Origin of the sequence: Citrobacter sedlakii NBRC 105722, from assembly GCF_000759835.1 — a bacterium.
GTDB lineage: Bacteria > Pseudomonadota > Gammaproteobacteria > Enterobacterales > Enterobacteriaceae > Citrobacter_A > Citrobacter_A sedlakii.
Window position 1 is genome coordinate 42,412 of sequence record NZ_BBNB01000011.1, and the last position, 17,168, is coordinate 59,579.

18 protein-coding genes, 1 tRNA gene and 1 pseudogene are annotated in these 17,168 nt (G+C 55.0%); 7 read left to right on the plus strand and 13 right to left on the minus strand.

Annotated elements, in window-relative coordinates; all coding sequences use genetic code 11:
- The first annotated feature begins 41 nt into the window (after nt 1-41).
- The 4 genes from mutY to CSE01S_RS15710 all read left to right on the plus strand — a co-directional run bounded on the left by mutY (nt 42) and on the right by CSE01S_RS15710 (nt 4,058).
- Nucleotides 42-1,094, plus strand: a complete 1,053-nt coding sequence (mutY, locus tag CSE01S_RS15690) for an A/G-specific adenine glycosylase (protein WP_042290473.1) — start codon at nt 42-44, stop codon at nt 1,092-1,094.
- A gap of 27 nt (nt 1,095-1,121) precedes the next feature.
- Nucleotides 1,122-1,397, plus strand: a complete 276-nt coding sequence (locus tag CSE01S_RS15695; protein WP_042290429.1) for an oxidative damage protection protein — start codon at nt 1,122-1,124, stop codon at nt 1,395-1,397.
- Between the two features lie 112 nt (nt 1,398-1,509).
- The gene (mltC, locus tag CSE01S_RS15700) at nt 1,510-2,592 is read left to right on the plus strand and encodes a membrane-bound lytic murein transglycosylase MltC (protein WP_072015011.1); all 1,083 of its coding nucleotides are present in this window, start codon (nt 1,510-1,512) and stop codon (nt 2,590-2,592) included.
- A gap of 209 nt (nt 2,593-2,801) precedes the next feature.
- Complete coding sequence (locus CSE01S_RS15710) at nt 2,802-4,058, plus strand: nucleoside permease (RefSeq protein ID WP_042290435.1); 1,257 nt, start codon at nt 2,802-2,804, stop codon at nt 4,056-4,058.
- A 43-nt stretch (nt 4,059-4,101) separates the two neighbouring features.
- Here CSE01S_RS15710 and CSE01S_RS15715 read toward each other — a convergent pair whose 3' ends face one another.
- The gene (locus tag CSE01S_RS15715; protein WP_042290436.1) at nt 4,102-6,237 is read right to left on the minus strand and encodes an ornithine decarboxylase; all 2,136 of its coding nucleotides are present in this window, start codon (nt 6,235-6,237) and stop codon (nt 4,102-4,104) included.
- Between the two features lie 427 nt (nt 6,238-6,664).
- Between CSE01S_RS15715 and CSE01S_RS15720 the strand changes: the two genes are divergently transcribed.
- The 3 genes and pseudogenes from CSE01S_RS15720 to CSE01S_RS15730 form a co-directional block, all read left to right on the plus strand.
- On the plus strand, nt 6,665-7,372 hold the full coding sequence (locus CSE01S_RS15720) for a DUF554 domain-containing protein (RefSeq protein ID WP_042290438.1): 708 nt from the start codon (nt 6,665-6,667) through the stop codon (nt 7,370-7,372).
- A gap of 105 nt (nt 7,373-7,477) precedes the next feature.
- A tRNA-Phe gene (locus tag CSE01S_RS15725) sits at nt 7,478-7,553 on the plus strand.
- A gap of 150 nt (nt 7,554-7,703) precedes the next feature.
- Nucleotides 7,704-7,880, plus strand: a pseudogene (locus tag CSE01S_RS15730) (GNAT family N-acetyltransferase); the annotation flags it as partial.
- Between the two features lie 90 nt (nt 7,881-7,970).
- On the opposite strand, the gene CSE01S_RS15735 reads toward CSE01S_RS15730, so the two are convergent.
- The 12 genes from CSE01S_RS15735 to CSE01S_RS15790 form a co-directional block, all read right to left on the minus strand.
- The gene (locus CSE01S_RS15735) at nt 7,971-8,612 is read right to left on the minus strand and encodes a hypothetical protein (protein WP_042290440.1); all 642 of its coding nucleotides are present in this window, start codon (nt 8,610-8,612) and stop codon (nt 7,971-7,973) included.
- Nucleotides 8,605-9,654 carry a plasmid segregation protein ParM domain-containing protein gene (parM, locus tag CSE01S_RS15740; protein WP_082636856.1) on the minus strand — a complete coding sequence of 350 codons (1,050 nt, stop codon included), beginning with the start codon at nt 9,652-9,654 and terminating at the stop codon, nt 8,605-8,607. Before parM ends, CSE01S_RS15735 begins: the two co-directional genes overlap by 8 nt.
- A gap of 29 nt (nt 9,655-9,683) precedes the next feature.
- On the minus strand, nt 9,684-10,454 hold the full coding sequence (locus CSE01S_RS23475) for a C40 family peptidase (protein WP_304501108.1): 771 nt from the start codon (nt 10,452-10,454) through the stop codon (nt 9,684-9,686).
- 15 nt (nt 10,455-10,469) lie between these two features.
- Nucleotides 10,470-11,387 carry a putative lateral flagellar export/assembly protein LafU gene (gene lafU, locus CSE01S_RS15750; protein WP_042290444.1) on the minus strand — a complete coding sequence of 306 codons (918 nt, stop codon included), beginning with the start codon at nt 11,385-11,387 and terminating at the stop codon, nt 10,470-10,472.
- The gene (gene motA / locus CSE01S_RS15755; RefSeq protein WP_042290445.1) at nt 11,380-12,249 is read right to left on the minus strand and encodes a flagellar motor stator protein MotA; all 870 of its coding nucleotides are present in this window, start codon (nt 12,247-12,249) and stop codon (nt 11,380-11,382) included. Before motA ends, lafU begins: the two co-directional genes overlap by 8 nt.
- A 13-nt stretch (nt 12,250-12,262) precedes the next feature.
- The gene (locus CSE01S_RS15760) at nt 12,263-12,964 is read right to left on the minus strand and encodes a FliA/WhiG family RNA polymerase sigma factor (RefSeq protein ID WP_042290448.1); all 702 of its coding nucleotides are present in this window, start codon (nt 12,962-12,964) and stop codon (nt 12,263-12,265) included.
- 13 nt (nt 12,965-12,977) lie between these two features.
- Nucleotides 12,978-13,442, minus strand: coding sequence for a flagellar basal body-associated FliL family protein (locus CSE01S_RS15765; RefSeq protein ID WP_042290450.1), 465 nt, complete (start codon nt 13,440-13,442; stop codon nt 12,978-12,980).
- A gap of 13 nt (nt 13,443-13,455) precedes the next feature.
- Entirely contained in the window at nt 13,456-14,520 is a 1,065-nt protein-coding gene (locus tag CSE01S_RS21955) for a flagellar hook-length control protein FliK (RefSeq protein WP_052406302.1), read from the minus strand.
- Complete coding sequence (locus tag CSE01S_RS15775; protein WP_042290454.1) at nt 14,517-14,822, minus strand: hypothetical protein; 306 nt, start codon at nt 14,820-14,822, stop codon at nt 14,517-14,519. Before CSE01S_RS15775 ends, CSE01S_RS21955 begins: the two co-directional genes overlap by 4 nt.
- Entirely contained in the window at nt 14,819-15,211 is a 393-nt protein-coding gene (fliS, locus tag CSE01S_RS15780; RefSeq protein ID WP_042290456.1) for a flagellar export chaperone FliS, read from the minus strand. Before fliS ends, CSE01S_RS15775 begins: the two co-directional genes overlap by 4 nt.
- A gap of 21 nt (nt 15,212-15,232) precedes the next feature.
- A complete protein-coding gene (gene fliD, locus CSE01S_RS15785; RefSeq protein WP_042290459.1) occupies nt 15,233-16,558 on the minus strand; it encodes a flagellar filament capping protein FliD in 1,326 nt (441 codons plus the stop codon).
- Nucleotides 16,559-16,764: 206 nt separating this feature from the next.
- A partial coding sequence (locus tag CSE01S_RS15790; protein ID WP_042290482.1) for a flagellin occupies nt 16,765-17,168 on the minus strand: 404 nt, incomplete at its 5' end.

A 17,168-nucleotide genomic window follows, 5' to 3' on the forward strand; every position in this document is an offset into this window, starting at 1 on the left:
TGCTGCAATCTGGCCCCCCGACAATAATGATTTTGGTGACCATGCAAGCGTCTCAATTTTCAGCCCAGGTTCTGGACTGGTACGACAAATACGGGCGAAAAACCCTGCCCTGGCAAATTGACAAGACGCCTTACAAAGTATGGCTCTCGGAAGTGATGTTGCAACAAACGCAGGTTGCGACGGTTATTCCCTATTTTGAACGGTTTATGCGTCATTTCCCGACGGTGACCGATCTCGCTAACGCGCCGCTGGACGAAGTGTTGCATCTGTGGACCGGACTGGGCTACTACGCCCGCGCGCGCAACCTGCACAAAGCCGCCCAGCAGGTCGCCACGCTGCACCGCGGCGTCTTTCCGGAAACGTTTGATGAGGTCGCGGCGCTGCCCGGCGTTGGCCGTTCCACCGCCGGAGCGGTACTTTCTCTGTCACTGGATAAACCTTTTCCGATTCTCGACGGCAACGTCAAACGCGTGCTGGCACGCTGCTATGCTGTTAGCGGCTGGCCGGGGAAAAAAGAGGTCGAGAAAAAACTGTGGGATCTGAGCGAAGACGTGACGCCGGTCAACGGCGTGGCCCGTTTTAACCAGGCGATGATGGATTTAGGCGCGATGGTCTGCACACGCTCAAAACCGAAATGTACGATTTGTCCGCTACAGCACGGTTGCGTGGCGGCGGCCACCGACAGTTGGTCGCGTTATCCCGGGAAAAAACCGAAACAAACGCTGCCCGAGCGTACTGGCTATTTTTTACTGATGCAGCATCAAGATGAAGTCTTACTCACCCAGCGTCCACCCAGCGGACTGTGGGGTGGGCTGTACTGCTTCCCGCAGTTTGCCAACGAAACAGAATTACGCGAGTGGCTGGCGCAACGGCAGGTTAACGCGGATACTTTGACCCAGCTTAACGCGTTTCGCCATACCTTCAGCCATTTCCACTTAGATATTGTGCCTATGTGGCTGAGCGTGTCCTCAACGGGTTCCTGCATGGATGAAGGCAGCGCGCTCTGGTATAACTTAGCGCAACCGCCGTCCGTTGGTCTGGCGGCTCCCGTGGAGCGTTTATTACAGCAGTTACGCACCGGCGCGCCGGTTTGACGCATCGGTCGATAAAGAGGATTTGTTATGAGCAGAACGATTTTTTGCACTTTCCTGCAGCGTGAAGCAGAAGGCCAGGATTTCCAGCTGTACCCGGGCGAACTGGGAAAACGCATTTATAACGAGATTTCAAAAGAGGCATGGGCGCAGTGGCAACACAAGCAGACCATGCTGATCAACGAAAAGAAACTCAACATGATGAACGTCGAGCACCGCAAACTGCTGGAGCAGGAAATGGTCAACTTCCTGTTTGAAGGCAAAGACGTGCATATCGAAGGGTATACGCCGGAAGACGATAAATAATGCGTTGCCGGATAGCGCCGCGCTTATCCGGCCCGGACATCATGCCGTCTCCAGGACGAGTATCCTGCGGCGAAATGGCATAACGACAAACACAACACGCACTCCCGGAATGATGAAAAAATTACTCGCGCTTGCCGTTATTGCGCCGTTGCTCATCTCCTGTTCCAGCTCGACCAAAAAAGGCGATTCTTATAACGAAGCCTGGGTCAAGGATACCAACGGTTTTGACATTTTGATGGGGCAGTTTGCCCATAACATTGAAAACTTGTGGGGCTATCAGGAAGTGCTGATTGCCGGTCCGAAGGACTATGTAAAGTATACCGATCAGTATCAGACCCGCAGCCATATTAACTTCGACGCCGGTACGATTACCGTTGAAACCATTGCCGGAACAGATCCCGCCGCGCATTTGCGTCGCGCAATCATAAAAACGCTGCTGATGGGCGACGATCCGAGTTCGGTCGACCTGTACTCGGATGTGGATGACATCCAGATCTCCCGTGAGCCGTTCCTGTATGGCCAGGTACTGGATAACACGGGTCAACCGATCCGCTGGGAAGGCCGCGCCACCCAATTCGCCGATTACCTGTTACAAACGCGCCTGCAAAGCCGCAGCAATGGGATCCGCAAAATCTTCAGCGTAACGATCAATCTGGTGCCGAATCACCTGGATAAACGTGCGCACAAATACCTCGGTATGGTGCGCAAAGCGTCGCACAAATATGGCGTTGACGAGTCGCTGATTCTGGCGATTATGCAGACTGAGTCGTCATTTAACCCTTATGCAGTGAGCCGCTCCGACGCCCTGGGCCTGATGCAGGTTGTGCAGCACACCGCAGGCAAAGATGTCTTCCGCTCCCAGGGGCGTTCCGGAACGCCAAGCCGCAGCTATCTGTTTGATCCGGCAAGTAACATTGATACCGGGACGGCCTATCTGGCAATGCTCAGCAATGTTTACCTGGGCGGCATCGACAACCCGACTTCCCGACGCTATGCGGTGATCACCGCCTATAACGGCGGCGCGGGGAGCGTCCTGCGCGTCTTCTCAAACGATAAAGTTCAGGCGGCGAATATTATTAACAGTATGACGCCAGGAGATGTCTACCAGACCCTGACCACCCGCCACCCGTCGTCGGAATCGCGTCGCTACCTTTATAAAGTGAACTCCGCGCAGAAATCCTACCGTCGTCAGTAATCCCCTCTGCCCGCCCGGCAAATTTGCCGGGTGGGCAGCTTCAGAATGTTAACTTCGTCACTCTTTTGCATTGCAAAAAGATATTGTTTGCAATTATTTGTCACAGGTAACAAAAAACCAGCCGTAGTCGTTGATAGAATTACATCATATTGAAACGGCAAATGTGCCAATTGGAACATTCAATCGCCTTTTGGTGTGAGGAAATTAACATGAATCTTAAGCTGCAGCTGAAAATACTCTCGTTTCTGCAGTTCTGCCTGTGGGGTAGCTGGCTGACGACGCTCGGTTCCTATATGTTTGTCACCCTCAAATTTGACGGTGCTTCCATTGGCGCGGTGTATAGCTCGCTGGGGATCGCGGCAGTCTTTATGCCGACGCTACTGGGGATCGTTGCCGACAAATGGCTGAGCGCGAAATGGGTTTACGCCCTCTGTCATATCGTCGGGGCGGCAACGCTATTTATGGCCGCGGAAGTTACCACGCCGGGCGCGATGTTCTTTGTGATCCTGCTGAACTCGCTGGCCTACATGCCGACGCTCGGTCTGATCAACACCATTTCCTATTATCGTCTCCAGTCTGCGGGGATGGACATCGTCACCGACTTCCCGCCAATCCGCATCTGGGGCACCATCGGGTTTATCATGGCGATGTGGGGCGTGAGCTTCTCCGGCTTTGAACTAAGCCATATGCAGCTGTACATTGGCGCAGCGCTGTCGGTACTGCTGGTGCTGTTCACCCTGACGCTGCCGCATATTCCGGTTGCAAATCAACAGAAGAACCAGAGCTGGTCCTCCATGCTGGGTCTGGACGCGTTTGCGCTGTTCAAAAACAAGCGTATGGCGATCTTCTTTATCTTCTCCATGATGCTGGGCGCGGAGCTGCAAATTACCAATATGTTCGGGAATACCTTCCTGCACAGCTTTGATAACAACCCGCTGTTCTCCGGAAGCTTTATCGTTGAACACGCGTCGGTGATGATGTCGATTTCGCAGATCTCCGAAACGCTGTTCATCCTGACCATTCCGTTCTTCCTTAGCCGCTACGGCATCAAAAACGTTATGCTGATCAGTATCGTAGCGTGGATGCTGCGCTTCGGTCTGTTCGCCTACGGTGACCCGACGCCGTTCGGTACCGTGCTGCTGGTTCTGTCGATGATTGTGTACGGCTGCGCCTTCGACTTTTTCAACATCTCCGGTTCTGTGTTTGTGGAAAAAGAGGTTCGCCCGGAAATCCGCGCCAGCGCGCAGGGCATGTTCCTGATGATGACCAACGGCTTCGGTTGTATTCTCGGCGGCGTGGTAAGCGGAAAAGTGGTGGAGCATTACACCCTGAACGGCATTACCGACTGGCAAACCGTGTGGCTGATCTTCGCGGGCTACTCGCTGGTGCTGGCCTTCGCCTTCGTGGCGCTGTTTAAGTACAAGCACGTTCGCGTACCGACGGGTACGCAGTCTGTGGCGCATTAATCCGATTGCCGGATGGCGTTCGCCATCCGGCCTGGACGCGGCGTTACTTCAACACGTAGCCATACAGCCGCTTAATGCCATCGGCGTCTTTTTCACTGTAAACTCCCTGTAATTCCGGCGAGAAGCCCGGCAGCATATTCACCCCTTCTTCCAGCGCCAGGAAATAGCGCTGTACCGCGCCGCCCCATACTTCACCGGGCACCACGCACAGCACGCCCGGTGGATACGGCAGTGCGCCTTCTGCGGCAATACGCCCTTCGGCATCGCTAATGCGTACCAACTCAACGTCGCCGCGAATAAAGGCGCTGTTGGCATCCTGTGGGTTCATTGCCACCTTCGGCAGGCTTTCCTGACGGAACATTGCCTTTTGCAACTCTTTGACGTTAAAGCTGACATACACATCGTGCATTTCCTGACACAGCTCGCGCAGCGTGTAATCGCGGTAGCGCACGGGATATTTGTTGAAGATGGTCGGCAGTACGTCCGCAAGCGGCGTGTCGTCTTCGATATGCTGTTCAAACTGGGCCAGCATCGCCACCAGGTGGGCCATTTTCTCTGCGCTTTCGGCAGGCGTCAGCAGAAACAGGATGGAGTTGAGATCGCATTTTTCCGGTACAATGCCGTTTTCCCGCAGGTAGTGGGCGAGTATCGTCGCCGGAATGCCAAAGTCGGTATAGCGTCCGGTTTCGGCATCAATGCCCGGCGTTGTGAGCAGCAGCTTACACGGATCGACAAAATACTGGTCATCGGCATAGCCTGCAAATCCGTGCCATTTGGCGCCTGGCTCAAAGCTGAAGAAACGTCGCTCGCGGGCAATCCGTTCCGTCGGATAATCCTGCCAGGCTTTGCCGTCCACCACGGGCGGGATAAACGGCTGGAGCAACTTACAGCTGGCGAGGATGGCTTTACGCGCTTCAATTCCCAGTTCTACGCACTCCGCCCACAGTCGTCGGCCGCTCTCCCCTTCATGGATTTTGGCGTTCACATCCAGGGCGGCAAACAGTGGATAAAACGGGCTGGTGGACGCATGCAGCATAAACGCGTTGTTCAGTCGCTTATGTGGACAAAAACGCGCCTGACCACGAAGGTGGTTATCTTTTTTATGGATTTGTGAAGTCTGCGAGAACCCGGCCTGCTGCTTGTGTACCGACTGGGTGACGAAAATACCCGGATCGTTTTCATTCAGTTCCAGCAGCAGCGGTGAACCGTCCGCCATCATCGGGATAAACTGCTCGTAGCCCACCCAGGCGGAATCAAACAAAATGTAGTCGCACAGATGGCCGATGTTGTCGATCACCTGTCGGGCGTTATAGATGGTGCCGTCATAGGTGCCAAGCTGGATGATCGCAAGGCGAAACGGACGCGGCGCCCCGGCTTTGTGCGGCGCTACGCGACGAATCTGCGCACGCAGGTAGTCTTCATTAAAACAGTGATTATCGATCCCGCCGATAAAACCAAACGGATTGCGCGCCGCTTCCAGATACACCGGCGTCGCCCCGGCCTGGATCAGCGCCCCATGATGGTTTGACTTGTGGTTATTACGGTCGAACAGCACCAGATCGCCACGGGTCAACAGCGCATTCGTTACCACTTTATTGGCCGCCGACGTGCCGTTCAGCACAAAGTAGGTTTTATCGGCGTGAAACACTTTTGCCGCAAACTTTTGCGCATGTTTTGCCGATCCTTCGTGGATCAGCAGATCGCCGAGCTTAACGTCGGCGTTACACATGTCCGCGCGGAAAACGTTCTCGCCAAAGAAGTCATAAAAATGCCGCCCGGCCGGATGCTTTTTAAAAAACGCGCCATGCTGATGACCTGGACAGGCAAAGGTGCTGTTGCCCATTTCCACATACTGCGTCAGGGTGTCGTAAAAGGGCGGCAGGAGATTTTCTTCATACTGGCAGGCAGCGGCTTCCAGCTCAAGCCACTCCTGCGCATTGCCGCTGATGATCGCCTGCACGCCTGCTGGCGTATCGGTTTTCTCATCACTCAGGATAAATACCGGCAGATGGAATCCCGTACGCTTAAGCAGCGCCAGAATGCCGCTACGGCTGTCGGCGACAGTCAGCACGACGGCGGCCACATCGGTAAAGTCGGTGCTGTCCAGCGCGACTACGCCACGGTGAGTAGATAAACGCGAAACCAGTTCACTACTGGCGGCAATGTTCATAGATTTCATAAGCGCAAAAACCCGTTTCGGGAGAAAAAAGTCCCGGACAAGGCGTATCGCCCTGTCCCACGAGATGTTGGGTCAAACTGGTCACCAGCTCCGACCGCCAGACATCAGTAAAAGCAGACCGTTTCTGATCTTACTGTTGTCCCGCGTGAGCATGCGCTACCCTCACCGCATGGTGAGTAAAGGAAAGGGAGTAACGAGAAGGGGCACGCATCGCACCAGACGGCGATGATGATAAAGGCGATGTGAAGACGCGACATTCATCCCATGCGGCCCCAACAGACTGGAGAAAATTCGCGCAATGATGGCACCTTTACCCGGCAGGCGCAAGATCAAATCTCTATGCACACAGGCCACGGATAAACAAGCATTAAAGGTGAGAACCAGGTCATAATAATGCACTCTGACAAAATATTTAGCAGGAGCTAACGTGGTAATCGGACCTTTCATTAACGCCAGCGCAGTGTTGCTCGGCGGCGTTATCGGTGCCCTTCTCAGCCAACGTTTACCGGAACGGATTCGTGTCTCAATGACGTCGATTTTCGGCCTGGCGTCGCTTGGTATTGGTATTTTACTGGTGGTCAAATGCGCCAATCTGCCGGTCATGGTTCTGGCAACGCTGATCGGCGCACTGATAGGCGAGTTTTGCTATCTGGAAAAAGGCATCAACAATGCGGTGGCGAAAGCGCAGGCGCTCTTTTCAAGGCCGGGGAAAAAACAACCACATGAGTCGTTTATTCAGAACTTTGTCGCCATTATTGTTCTGTTTTGCGCCAGCGGCACCGGCATTTTCGGTGCGATGCGCGAAGGGATGACTGGTGATCCCAGTATCCTGATTGCCAAATCTTTTCTCGATTTTTTTACGGCGATGATTTTCGCCTGCTCGCTCGGTATTGCCGTGTCGGCCATTTCGGCGCCAATGCTGTTAATCCAGCTGTCGCTGGCAGCCTGCGCGGCGCTGATCCTGCCGCTCACCACGCCAGCGATGATGGCAGACTTCAGTGCCGTTGGCGGATTACTGCTGGTCGCCACCGGTTTGCGCATCTGCGGCATCAAGATGTTCGCAGTGGTCAATATGCTCCCTGCCCTACTGCTGGCAATGCCGCTTTCCGCCGCCTGGACGGCATTTTTCGCCTGAGAATGCGTGCAATAACAGCAAAGTGGTGATAGATTGTGCAGTCTGCGTTGATTTGAAGAAATTTCGTTGACGAAACGAGGCGGATCGGTTTTAATGCGCCCCGTTGCCCGGATAGCTCAGTCGGTAGAGCAGGGGATTGAAAATCCCCGTGTCCTTGGTTCGATTCCGAGTCCGGGCACCAAATTCATATCAACGGACCTCCATGGAGGTCCGTTTTTGCATTTTAGCTGGCCTCAGCCGACAAAACCTATCGGTATCCGGTTTTTTTTCCAAATATAATCGCCTGTCAGATTGATTTACGCCCTGCCTAACGGCGAAAAATATGACGTCTGGAGCAGACCTTCTTTAGTATGCCGTTCTTCGATGTTATAGAGTGGCTGAAAATAGTGGTGTTCGCGCGATCATGGCTCACTCTCTGTCTGAAGAAGCCAAATACTTTTATATTCACCAAGGCTTTAAGGTATCGCAAACCCAGGCGCTAACGTTGATTCTCAAACTGCCACTATAGCCTTAAGATGGAAAGGGTACAGAGCCTACCATTCAACCCATTGAAATATATCGGCAATTAGTGTCCCCTCTCCTCACGGAGAGGAGCACCTCAAAAAATCCCTTTTTGTTTAATCTGTTTCATCTTCTGCGTCTGGGCCTCAAGCGTGCTTAAATCTATCTCTTCCGCCCCGGACGTTTTTGCGCTTTCCGCCGCAGGCGTCGTCCGGGCGATCATCTTCAGTTGTTGCAACAACACATGTTGCTTTTCCAGCAGCGCTTTCAGTTGTGCGATTTCATCGTGCATCGCCGCCAGTTCACCCTCATCTTTCTCTTTCACAACTGGCTGCCGTTGCATCGCGTCGGACATCAGCGCACGCAGCTGGCGCAACTGCGGCTTGCTGAACTCCAGGCAGTTTTGCGGGGCGGAAGCGGGCTCCGCCGCGGCGACCGGCAGCAGTTGTCCTTCACTCAGTTCGGCACAAAGCGCCTCCAGCGTCAGCGTTTCACGACCAATCGATTCGGCGATATGGCTGCAAAGCTGCGGATTCAGCATCTGCAGCTGTAGCCCAGCCAGATAGACGTTACGGTGAAAACGACGCATCTCCATACTGGCGTCACTCGCATTTCCGCCCGCCTGGTTGATGTCATCGTGCCATTTTTTCAGATGCAGCATCGCGCGCAGATCCGCACGCGAATGCTCCGGCGACAAATGCAGGGAGAGATTAACCCGGCGAATTTGCCTGTTATTCATCGTCGCCGACCTCGACCATCTGCGGCGCAGCCACCTGCTCAACGCCGCTTTCCGCATGGTACAGGCAGATTTCGCGCGACAGCGCGCTTTGCGGATTGTCGATGGTCACCACGCGATCGCCCAGGGTCGCATAAGTCTGACGTACAGCGGATTCAATCAGATGCGCCCCGCCGCCGACCAGATAAACGCGGTTCGGGTTTTTGGCGAATTTTTTCGCTTCATACGCCACCTGGTCGCCCAGCTCCTGAATTTTAATCGCCACGCGCTCAAGAATGTCGTCGATGCGCGACTCATCGTTAATCACGCTTTTCACAAACGCCATATCATGGCGGCGTTTGATCAGTTCATTCGCCACCAGATAGCTGGAGTCGCTGTCTGCGGCGGCCAGCAGCTTGCGGGTGGCGTCAGTCACCATCGCCACACCAATCTCATTGTTACCGTAAATCGCGGAGACATCGTCAAATTCGCCGACGATCACTCCCATATCCAGCGTGGTGCCGCCGCAGTCAATCACCAGCGACTTCGTAAACTCGTTGACGTTCGAATTCAATAGATGCGAAAGCGCCGCCGGCAGACTCTCCGGCATCACCTGCACATCGACGATACGGAACAGTTCGCCCTTATTGAGGGAAATGTCGCGCGTCAGATTGCGGCGCTTCGCTTCGATGCGGCTTTCGTTACGCTGGCAATCGTCCGGGTTGTAGAACTGGGTAATCGGCAGCGTGACCACGATATCCACGTCGCACGGCGTCATGCCAGTTTGCAGCAGCGCGTGATGTACCGCCAGCAGATTCAGATCGTCATACTGGTAGTCGATGTGCGTGGTCGACAGCGCCTTATCGGAGGTGGCGTCGTAGGTGTATTTCGTGGTGCCGATGGTGTAGTTGTAAACCGACTGTCCGCGCAGCAGCGCGGCGCTTTTCCAGTCTTTGCGAAAAGAGTTCGGCGACACAACGGTTTTCAGTGTGCCGTTTTCAATCCAGCTGATTTTGACGTTGGTGGAGCCATCATCAATGGCGAATTTCATACGGGTTGCGGTCATGGGTGGTATCTCAATCTAAAGGGTATTTTTCACAACGCGGCGTCTTCACTCAGAATGCGGCGCGCGCCAAGATAATGTGATTGCCAGAAATTGTCTGAAAGCTGGCTAATGCGGATTTTCAGCCCGGTACGTGGCGCTTCAATAAACTTATCGTCGCCCAGATAGACGCCAACGTGATCGGCGCCGGGGCGCTGGTTGATGTTGAAGAACACCAGATCGCCGTTGCGCAGTTTGTCTCTGCGCACCGGCTTCAGATGATTCGCCTGATACATTTCATTCGCCGTGCGCGGCAGCTTGCGCTCCAGCACCGCATTGTAGGCGTAGAAGACCAGTCCGCTGCAATCAAAGCCCTCGGTGGGGGTTTTACCGCCCCAGACGTAAGGTTTGCCGAGCTGCCCTTCCAGGCGGCGGATCACCGTGCGCAGTTTGGCCGCGCGCTGAAGCGCCTCCCGGGTCACGGGCGCCTTTTCATCCAGCGAGCGCGTCCAGAGCGCATCGACGGTGCCGGGTCGCCAGCGGGAATGCATCGCCAGCATTTCGCGATTTTTCAGCCGCGTCGCGCGTTTTTGCTCGATGTCCCGGCGCTTCTGCTCCGGCGTTAAGGGTACGGTCACCGTCCGCTTTTTGACCTTAGCCATCAACCGCAGACGGTTCTGTTGCCTCGCCAGTTCCGCGCTTTCCGACGACGGCTGAGAACGGGCGGCGCTATATCCGGAGTTTGCCAACAGCACCAGCGCCAGCAGAAAAAGAGGTGCCCGAAGAACGGGCAAGCCAGAAGTAAAAGAGAGAAAACGTTTCACGCGACAACTCTTTTATTATGGATTTTTCGAGATTTTCTCGACCAGCGGCTTAATGATTTTCTCACCATGCTGGCCAAAAAACTGATACAGTGACTCACTGGCAGAGTGCGTTAACACCATGATTTCAATACGGCGATTCGCAGAACTCAGCGGCTGGTTCGGGTCGAGGAGCATCTGATCAGCCATGCCGCTGACCTGCAACACTTTGTTCGGGTCGAGCCCGCCTTTCGTCAGCACTGCACGCGCCTGCATGGCGCGCTCGCCGGAGAGATTCCAGTTGTTATACAGCACCTGATCGCGAAAACGCGTGGCGTCCGTATGGCCGGTAATAATGATCTTGTTATCTATCTTATTCAGTTCCGGCGCAAAGCGGGTCAGCAGCCGGTTAAAGAACGGCGTCAGAACGGCGCTGCTGCGCTGGAACATCTCCCGTTTCCTATCGTCAGAAACCAGAATGCGTAACCCCTGCGGCACAATCTCCATTTTAAGGTTGGACTGCGCGTCATACGCGGAGGTGATCTGCATAATGATGCGCGCCAGCTCCTCAATCTCGGCGTTCGAACGGGTGTTAACGTCTTTGAGACTTTCCGACTGCTTAACCTGCTGCGCCAGCTGTTTTTTCTGTTCTGCCGTGTTTTTCTGCGGATCGCGTTTGCCGACGATGGTCAGATCGCCGCCCACATCTTTCTGGGTGATCGGCGAAATCGCATGGCCTTCAAATATCGTCTCGCCGCCGTTGAGCAGAGAGACAATCTCTTTACGCTCCTCTTCGGTGACCGCGCCCATGATCCACAGCACCATAAACAGCGCCATCATCGCCAGCGTAAAATCGGCGAAAGCCACTTTCCACGCGCCGCCATGGATCTCCTCATGCCCTTTACGCGACGAGCGCTTGATGATTGTGGTGTGGTGATCTTTACCGCGACTACGCATCGGCCATACCCGTCATCTGGTTCACCCAGCCATCAAGAGTGGCAAAGGTTGGTTTAGAATCCATCGGCAACATTTTGCGTCCGGCGTCGACCGCCAGCAGGGTCGGTTTGCCTGCGACATGGTTGACCAGCACAGTACGCACGCACTCCAGCACCGCAATCTGCTTTTTGGTGCGCTGCTCCATGGCGTTCGCGACAGGATCCATCAGACAGTAACAGAAGAAAACGCCGAGGAAGGTGCCCACCAGCGCTGCCGCGACCTTCACGCCGATCACGGCAATCGAGCCATCAATGGACTGCATGGTGATAATTATCCCGAGCACCGCGGCGCAGATCCCGAAGCCCGGCATCGCTTCAGCGGTACGCTGCAGCGAGCGCGACGGCTGGAGCAGGTTCTCTTCCATCGCGCCGAGTTCCTGCTCCAGAATCCCCTCCAGCTCATGTTCGTTGATCTTGCCCATTGCCATCAGGCGGAAGTTATCGGAGATAAACATGACCAGCGCTTTATCACGCAGCATTTGCGGATATTTCTGGAACAACGGGCTATTGGCCGGCGATTCGATGTGCTCGTCCAGCACCTTCAGGCCGCCGTCCTGCACCAGCTCCAGTAGTTCATACAGCAGCATCAGCAGCTCGCGCTGGTATTCGCTGGTGTACTCGTTTTTGCGCATAATGCCGCGGAACTGGCGATACATCTCGCCCAGAACGGCTTTCGGGTTCGCCAGAACCATTGCGCCCATGCCCGCACCGAGGATGATGATGATTTCACCCGGCTGCCAGAATGATGCTAAATGCCCGCCAGACATAATAAAACCGCCGACAACACACCCCATGATGATGAGAATACCTAAGAATTTCTGCATAAACCTTTCACTTTCACTTCTGGAAAAAAGACTGAATTTTTTGCGCGATTTTTTTATTGAGCTGACAGACTCTCGCCTCGGTGAGATCAAGCACCAGGGCAATCTCTTTCAGGCTCATTTCCTGCTGGTAATAGAGCGTGAGGATCAACTGTTCACGTTCATCGAGGCTTGCCAGCGCGTTGCGCAGCGTGCGGCTGACAATCATCTCCTCTTCAAGGGGGCGGCTATCCAGCGCCCCGGCATGCACATCATTGCTCAGGAGATCGTCAAGGCTCTCCAGCGCTTTGGCGCAATCCAGCAGCAGATACTCCTGATACTCATCAGCCGTAATGGAAAGATGGCGGCTAAGATCATCAAACGTCGGCGGGCGGCCCAACAGCCGCGCCACTTCGCGAATGGCATCGTTGATCTTGTGCGTTTTCTGTCGCAGTCGACGCGGCCGCCAGTCAAGCTGACGCAGTTCGTCCAGCACCGCGCCGCGAATACGCGGCGCAGCATAGGCGGCAAACTGCTCGTCAGGATGACCATAGCGACGCAGCGAGCTTAACAGCCCCATCAGCGCGCTCTGCTCCATATCTTCGCGGTCAAGCACGCTGCTGGCCTGGTATGCCAGCTGTTTCACAATTTTGTTAACCAACGGCAGATACTGGCTGAGGTAGCGCGCTTCGTCTGCGGGCGTCAGCGTTTCGCTGGCAATAAAATCCATCATGTCCATTACGGCTTATTAATCACTGGAAAACCATTTTGCTGATGATCACGTCATCAAATGGTACATTCATGTTCAGGCTGCTGAAGCGCGCCTCGTAGGCCGTCTTCAGTTTGTTATGCAGCTCACCCACGCTTAAGGCGCGCACTGCACTGTATTCCATATCGGAAAGCAGGCTGACGGTCGCCCCGCGAATTGCCGGGATCATCTCTTCCGATTTACGGGTGTTATCCGGGCCGTTGGTCGCCAGGTTAAGTTCCAGCAGCAGGTAACGCTCCGTACGGCCGCTCCCTTTCAGGGTGATCACCAGATTTTTGATCTCCACAAACTCCACCGAATGCGACCCGGAAGAGGAAAAGAGTTTATCGATCGCCGTCGCGCTCTCATCGGAACGCAGCAGGTGGGTGCCGACCACGGTTAAACCGGCCGCCATCACGGCGGTCACAAGGGCGATAATCACCCCAAATAAAAGTGTTTTTGTATTCATAGTGTTCTTTCTGTTAAACGGTCAGTAATACCGAATCATCTTTACGGCGTGTTTCATCCGCCACCGTGGCGCCTGTGGCGATCTCCGGCGCGGACTGAATCGCCGCTTGCTGTTCGGCAAAAGGCGAACCCTTCTCCTGCTGCTGTCCACCGGACTGCGATGAGACCTGCACGTTGACCTGCACGAAATTTTGTTCCGTCAGGCTCTGACGCAGATCGTTGCTGGTCTGCTGTAACGCACGGTATACCTCGGCGTGGCTGGCGTTGATTTGTACTTGCATCCGACCGTTATCGATCTGCAACGAGATGTCTATTTTGCCCATCTCCGGCGGGTCAAGACGGATGGTGGCGTGCTGGATCTGATTCTTCACCTGCACCTGCAGACGTTCGCCCAGTACTCGCTGGAGCTGCTGCGTCCAGCGGGAATCTTCCGTATCCAACTTCAATGGCGCGCCCTGCGAGGTGCGGGCGTCGTTACTCACCGTGACGACACTGCTGCTCTGTGTGCCAGCAGGCTGCACAGCAAGCTCAGGCGTTACCGCGGTCATCGCCGTCATCAGCTGCGGCGCGACCTGAAGCTGTCTCCCCATTGCGGGCGTGACCGGCAGCGCCGTTTCCGCCCCCGATACCGCTTGCGGCAGTCCTGTCGCCCTGTTCAGCGCAGGCGCGTATCCACTGAGCGCGTCGGGCGTTTGCTGAAGCAGGGAATGCGTCGTCGCCGCCTCGCCGGTACGCATGTTTTCGACGTTAATCGGCTGCGGGCGCGGCATCAGCAACGCATCCAGCAGTTGTTGTTGCGCATCGACTCTCAGCAGGGAGGAATCCTCCACCGTCGCGTCCTTCGCCTCTTCGCTCGCTTTCTGTCGAATCCCCTCGGCGCTGACGCTGACGGCGGGCGCGTTTTCCCCCTGCCCGGCCATCAGCGTATTCACCACATTCAGCAGCGCGTCGCTAAAGGCCACTGGCGTCTGGGCGCTGGCGGCTGTCACCGCCGGGCTGCTTCCGGTAATCGGCTCCGCCTGCACCGGCGATCCCGAGGCATTACCCGCGCCAGCCGCGAGCGTGAGAAGATCCATCATCGTAAATCCTCCGCATCCATAAAGGCTGCGTAGGCCGTTGCGCCTTCGCGATTACGTACGGAGAGCGCCATTTTGGCTTCCACAATCTCAAGCTGCCCCATGCAGTATTCGCGCGCCTGGCGGTGAATATTCGCCAGGGTTTTCAGCGCCTGCTGCTCGGCGCCGTTCAGGGTTTTTCCCTGAATGTCCGCCAGCAGCGCGGCGATTTCACCATCGGCGCGCTGTACCGCCGGCCAGTTATGATCGGCGGTCACCTGGCGCAGCGTGGCCGCCAGGGTTTGCAGAGAGGAGAGATAACTCATGCAGCCTGACCCATTTTTTCCCAGCCGTCCTGGATGTTGCCGAGAATGTTTTCCACTTCTTCGATCTGTTCAACAGAGAGCTTATGGCTGGCGTCATAGAGTCGGTAGACGCAGTAGTCGTAGAGATTCGCCAGGCTCAGGGCCAGTTCGCCGCCCTTTTCGAAGTCGAGCGCGCTGGTCAGCGCGTTGAGAATATCGATGCATTTATTGATGCTCTGCGCCTTGCGCTCAAAGCGACGCGCGGCAATATGACTTTTCGCGCGAATTAATTCATCCATTAGCCCGTTAAACAGCATCAGCACCAACTGGTGCGGATTCGCCGCCGCCGACTGAATCGCGAGATCTTCCTGGTGGTAAAGGCCGTAGCCTTCCCGATCGTTACCGTACATTACGCTCAGATTCCCTTAGAATTAGCTAAACATGCTCATGGTGTTATTCATCTGCGTCATGATGCTCTGCAACTGCGTGAACTGCTTGAGGTAGCGGTTATAGGAGCTTTCATAACGGGTATTCATTTTTTCTGTTTTCGTGTCGATATCGCGCTGCTGGCGGTCGAGCGTGTCCTGGCGGCCTTTCAGCAAACCGGTGCTGGTATTGAGGTATTTATCCAGCGATTTATCCATCGCCTTGATCATGCCGTCGTTGCCGTTAAAGAAGTTATTTACCGACTGTGGGTCGGCTTTCAACTGCTCTTCCAGCGTGTCGGCGTCCAACGAGAGCTTGCCGTCTTTATCGGAGGTGATGCCAAATTTGGTCATGTTTTCATCACCGAAGGTCTGGCGCAGAATGTTACTTAGCTCATTAGAGAGCGAAGAGATGCTCGCATCACCGGCGAACGCACCGCGTTCGTCCGTATTACTTCCGGAAGAGGTCAGCCCGGAGATCGTATCTTTCAGCGTGTTGTAGGCGTCGATAAAGGCCTGAATCTGCTCTTGCGTCCCGGTGGGATCGGTATCCACGGAAATCACCAGTGGTTTGCCAACTTCCGTCGTGCCGGTCAGTTTGATCGACACGCCGTCCACCAGGTTGTCCAGGTTGTTGGAGCTGCTGCTGTACTCCTGGGGCGAATCGCCGAGCGTAAATTTCGCATCTTTCCCGCTGGTGATGATGGTCGCATTGTCGAAAATAGACTGATCGCCGGTCATCGCGCTGGTATCGAGTTGAATATCGTACTGTTCCCCACTCTGGTCGCTGCTCAGCATCAGTTGCACTTTGCCGTCAACGCGCATCAGCGAGGCGGTGACGCCGTTCTGCTCTGTGGCAGAGGTATTGCCGCTGGCGCTCGGAAAATCCGCCTTGTTCACCGCACCGGCGAAATCGGACAGACTGTTCAGATTGTCCATCTCAATATCAATGCTTTCACCGTTCAGGTTGATGGTCAGCGTGCCGGTGGCGTTTTTAATATCCTCATCCGTCAGGTCGCTAAACCCTTTTTGCTGGGCGGAAGCCAACTGCGTCACATTCAGGCTGTAGGTCCCTTTACGGGCCGAGGCGCTGGCGGAGATAGTGGCGATCCCCTCCTGATTCATGGTGACGCTGTTCTTCAGCACGTTGCTGGAACTGGAGTTCAGCCCTTTGATCGCCGTACGAAAATCCGTGAGCGCAGTACGTAATGAAGTTAGCGCTTTTTTCTGCGCGGCCAGCGTGGAGGTCTGCGTCTGGATAGAGTTCTGCAGTGCCAGAATGTCATAGCTTGCCAGCTGTGTAGCCAGTGTTGTGGGGTCAAAATCAGACATAAAAGGTTTCTCCAGGCACGCTCGTCGCGTTCGACATGACGTCATTTAAGCAACTATCGTGCCAACTTTTTAATTAAACATTTTCAGTAGGTTACAAAACGGGAGGAATCTCCCTTTCCGCTATTTCCGGCAGAGGAAACGACGTCGCCGGATACAAAAACACCGCTATGCAGCGGTGTTTTTTATTGATGCGGCGCCGGGAGGAATTAGCCCAGCAGGGACATCACCATGCTGGACATACTGTTGGACTGCTTCAGCATGGACATGCTGGTCTGCGCCAGCATCTGGTTACGCGTCATGGAGGAGGCCTCGCTGGCGAAATCAGCGTCCTGAATATTGCTCAGCGCCAGTTCGGTGTTGTCTTTCATGTTCGCCAGGTTAGAGGCGGTGTGGCCCAGACGGTTGATGCTGGCGCCCATTTTGGAGCGTACGGAACCGACATCATTCAGCTTAGATTCCAGATCGGACATCAGTGCTTTTGCCGTATCTGCATCGCTGATGTTGATGCCATCGGCCTTTTCCCAGTCACCAAAGCCGAAGCCGGAAGAGGTAAACAGCGCGCCGCTCCCTGTTCCGTTCAGTTCGCCAGAGAGATCAATCTTCATCGCTT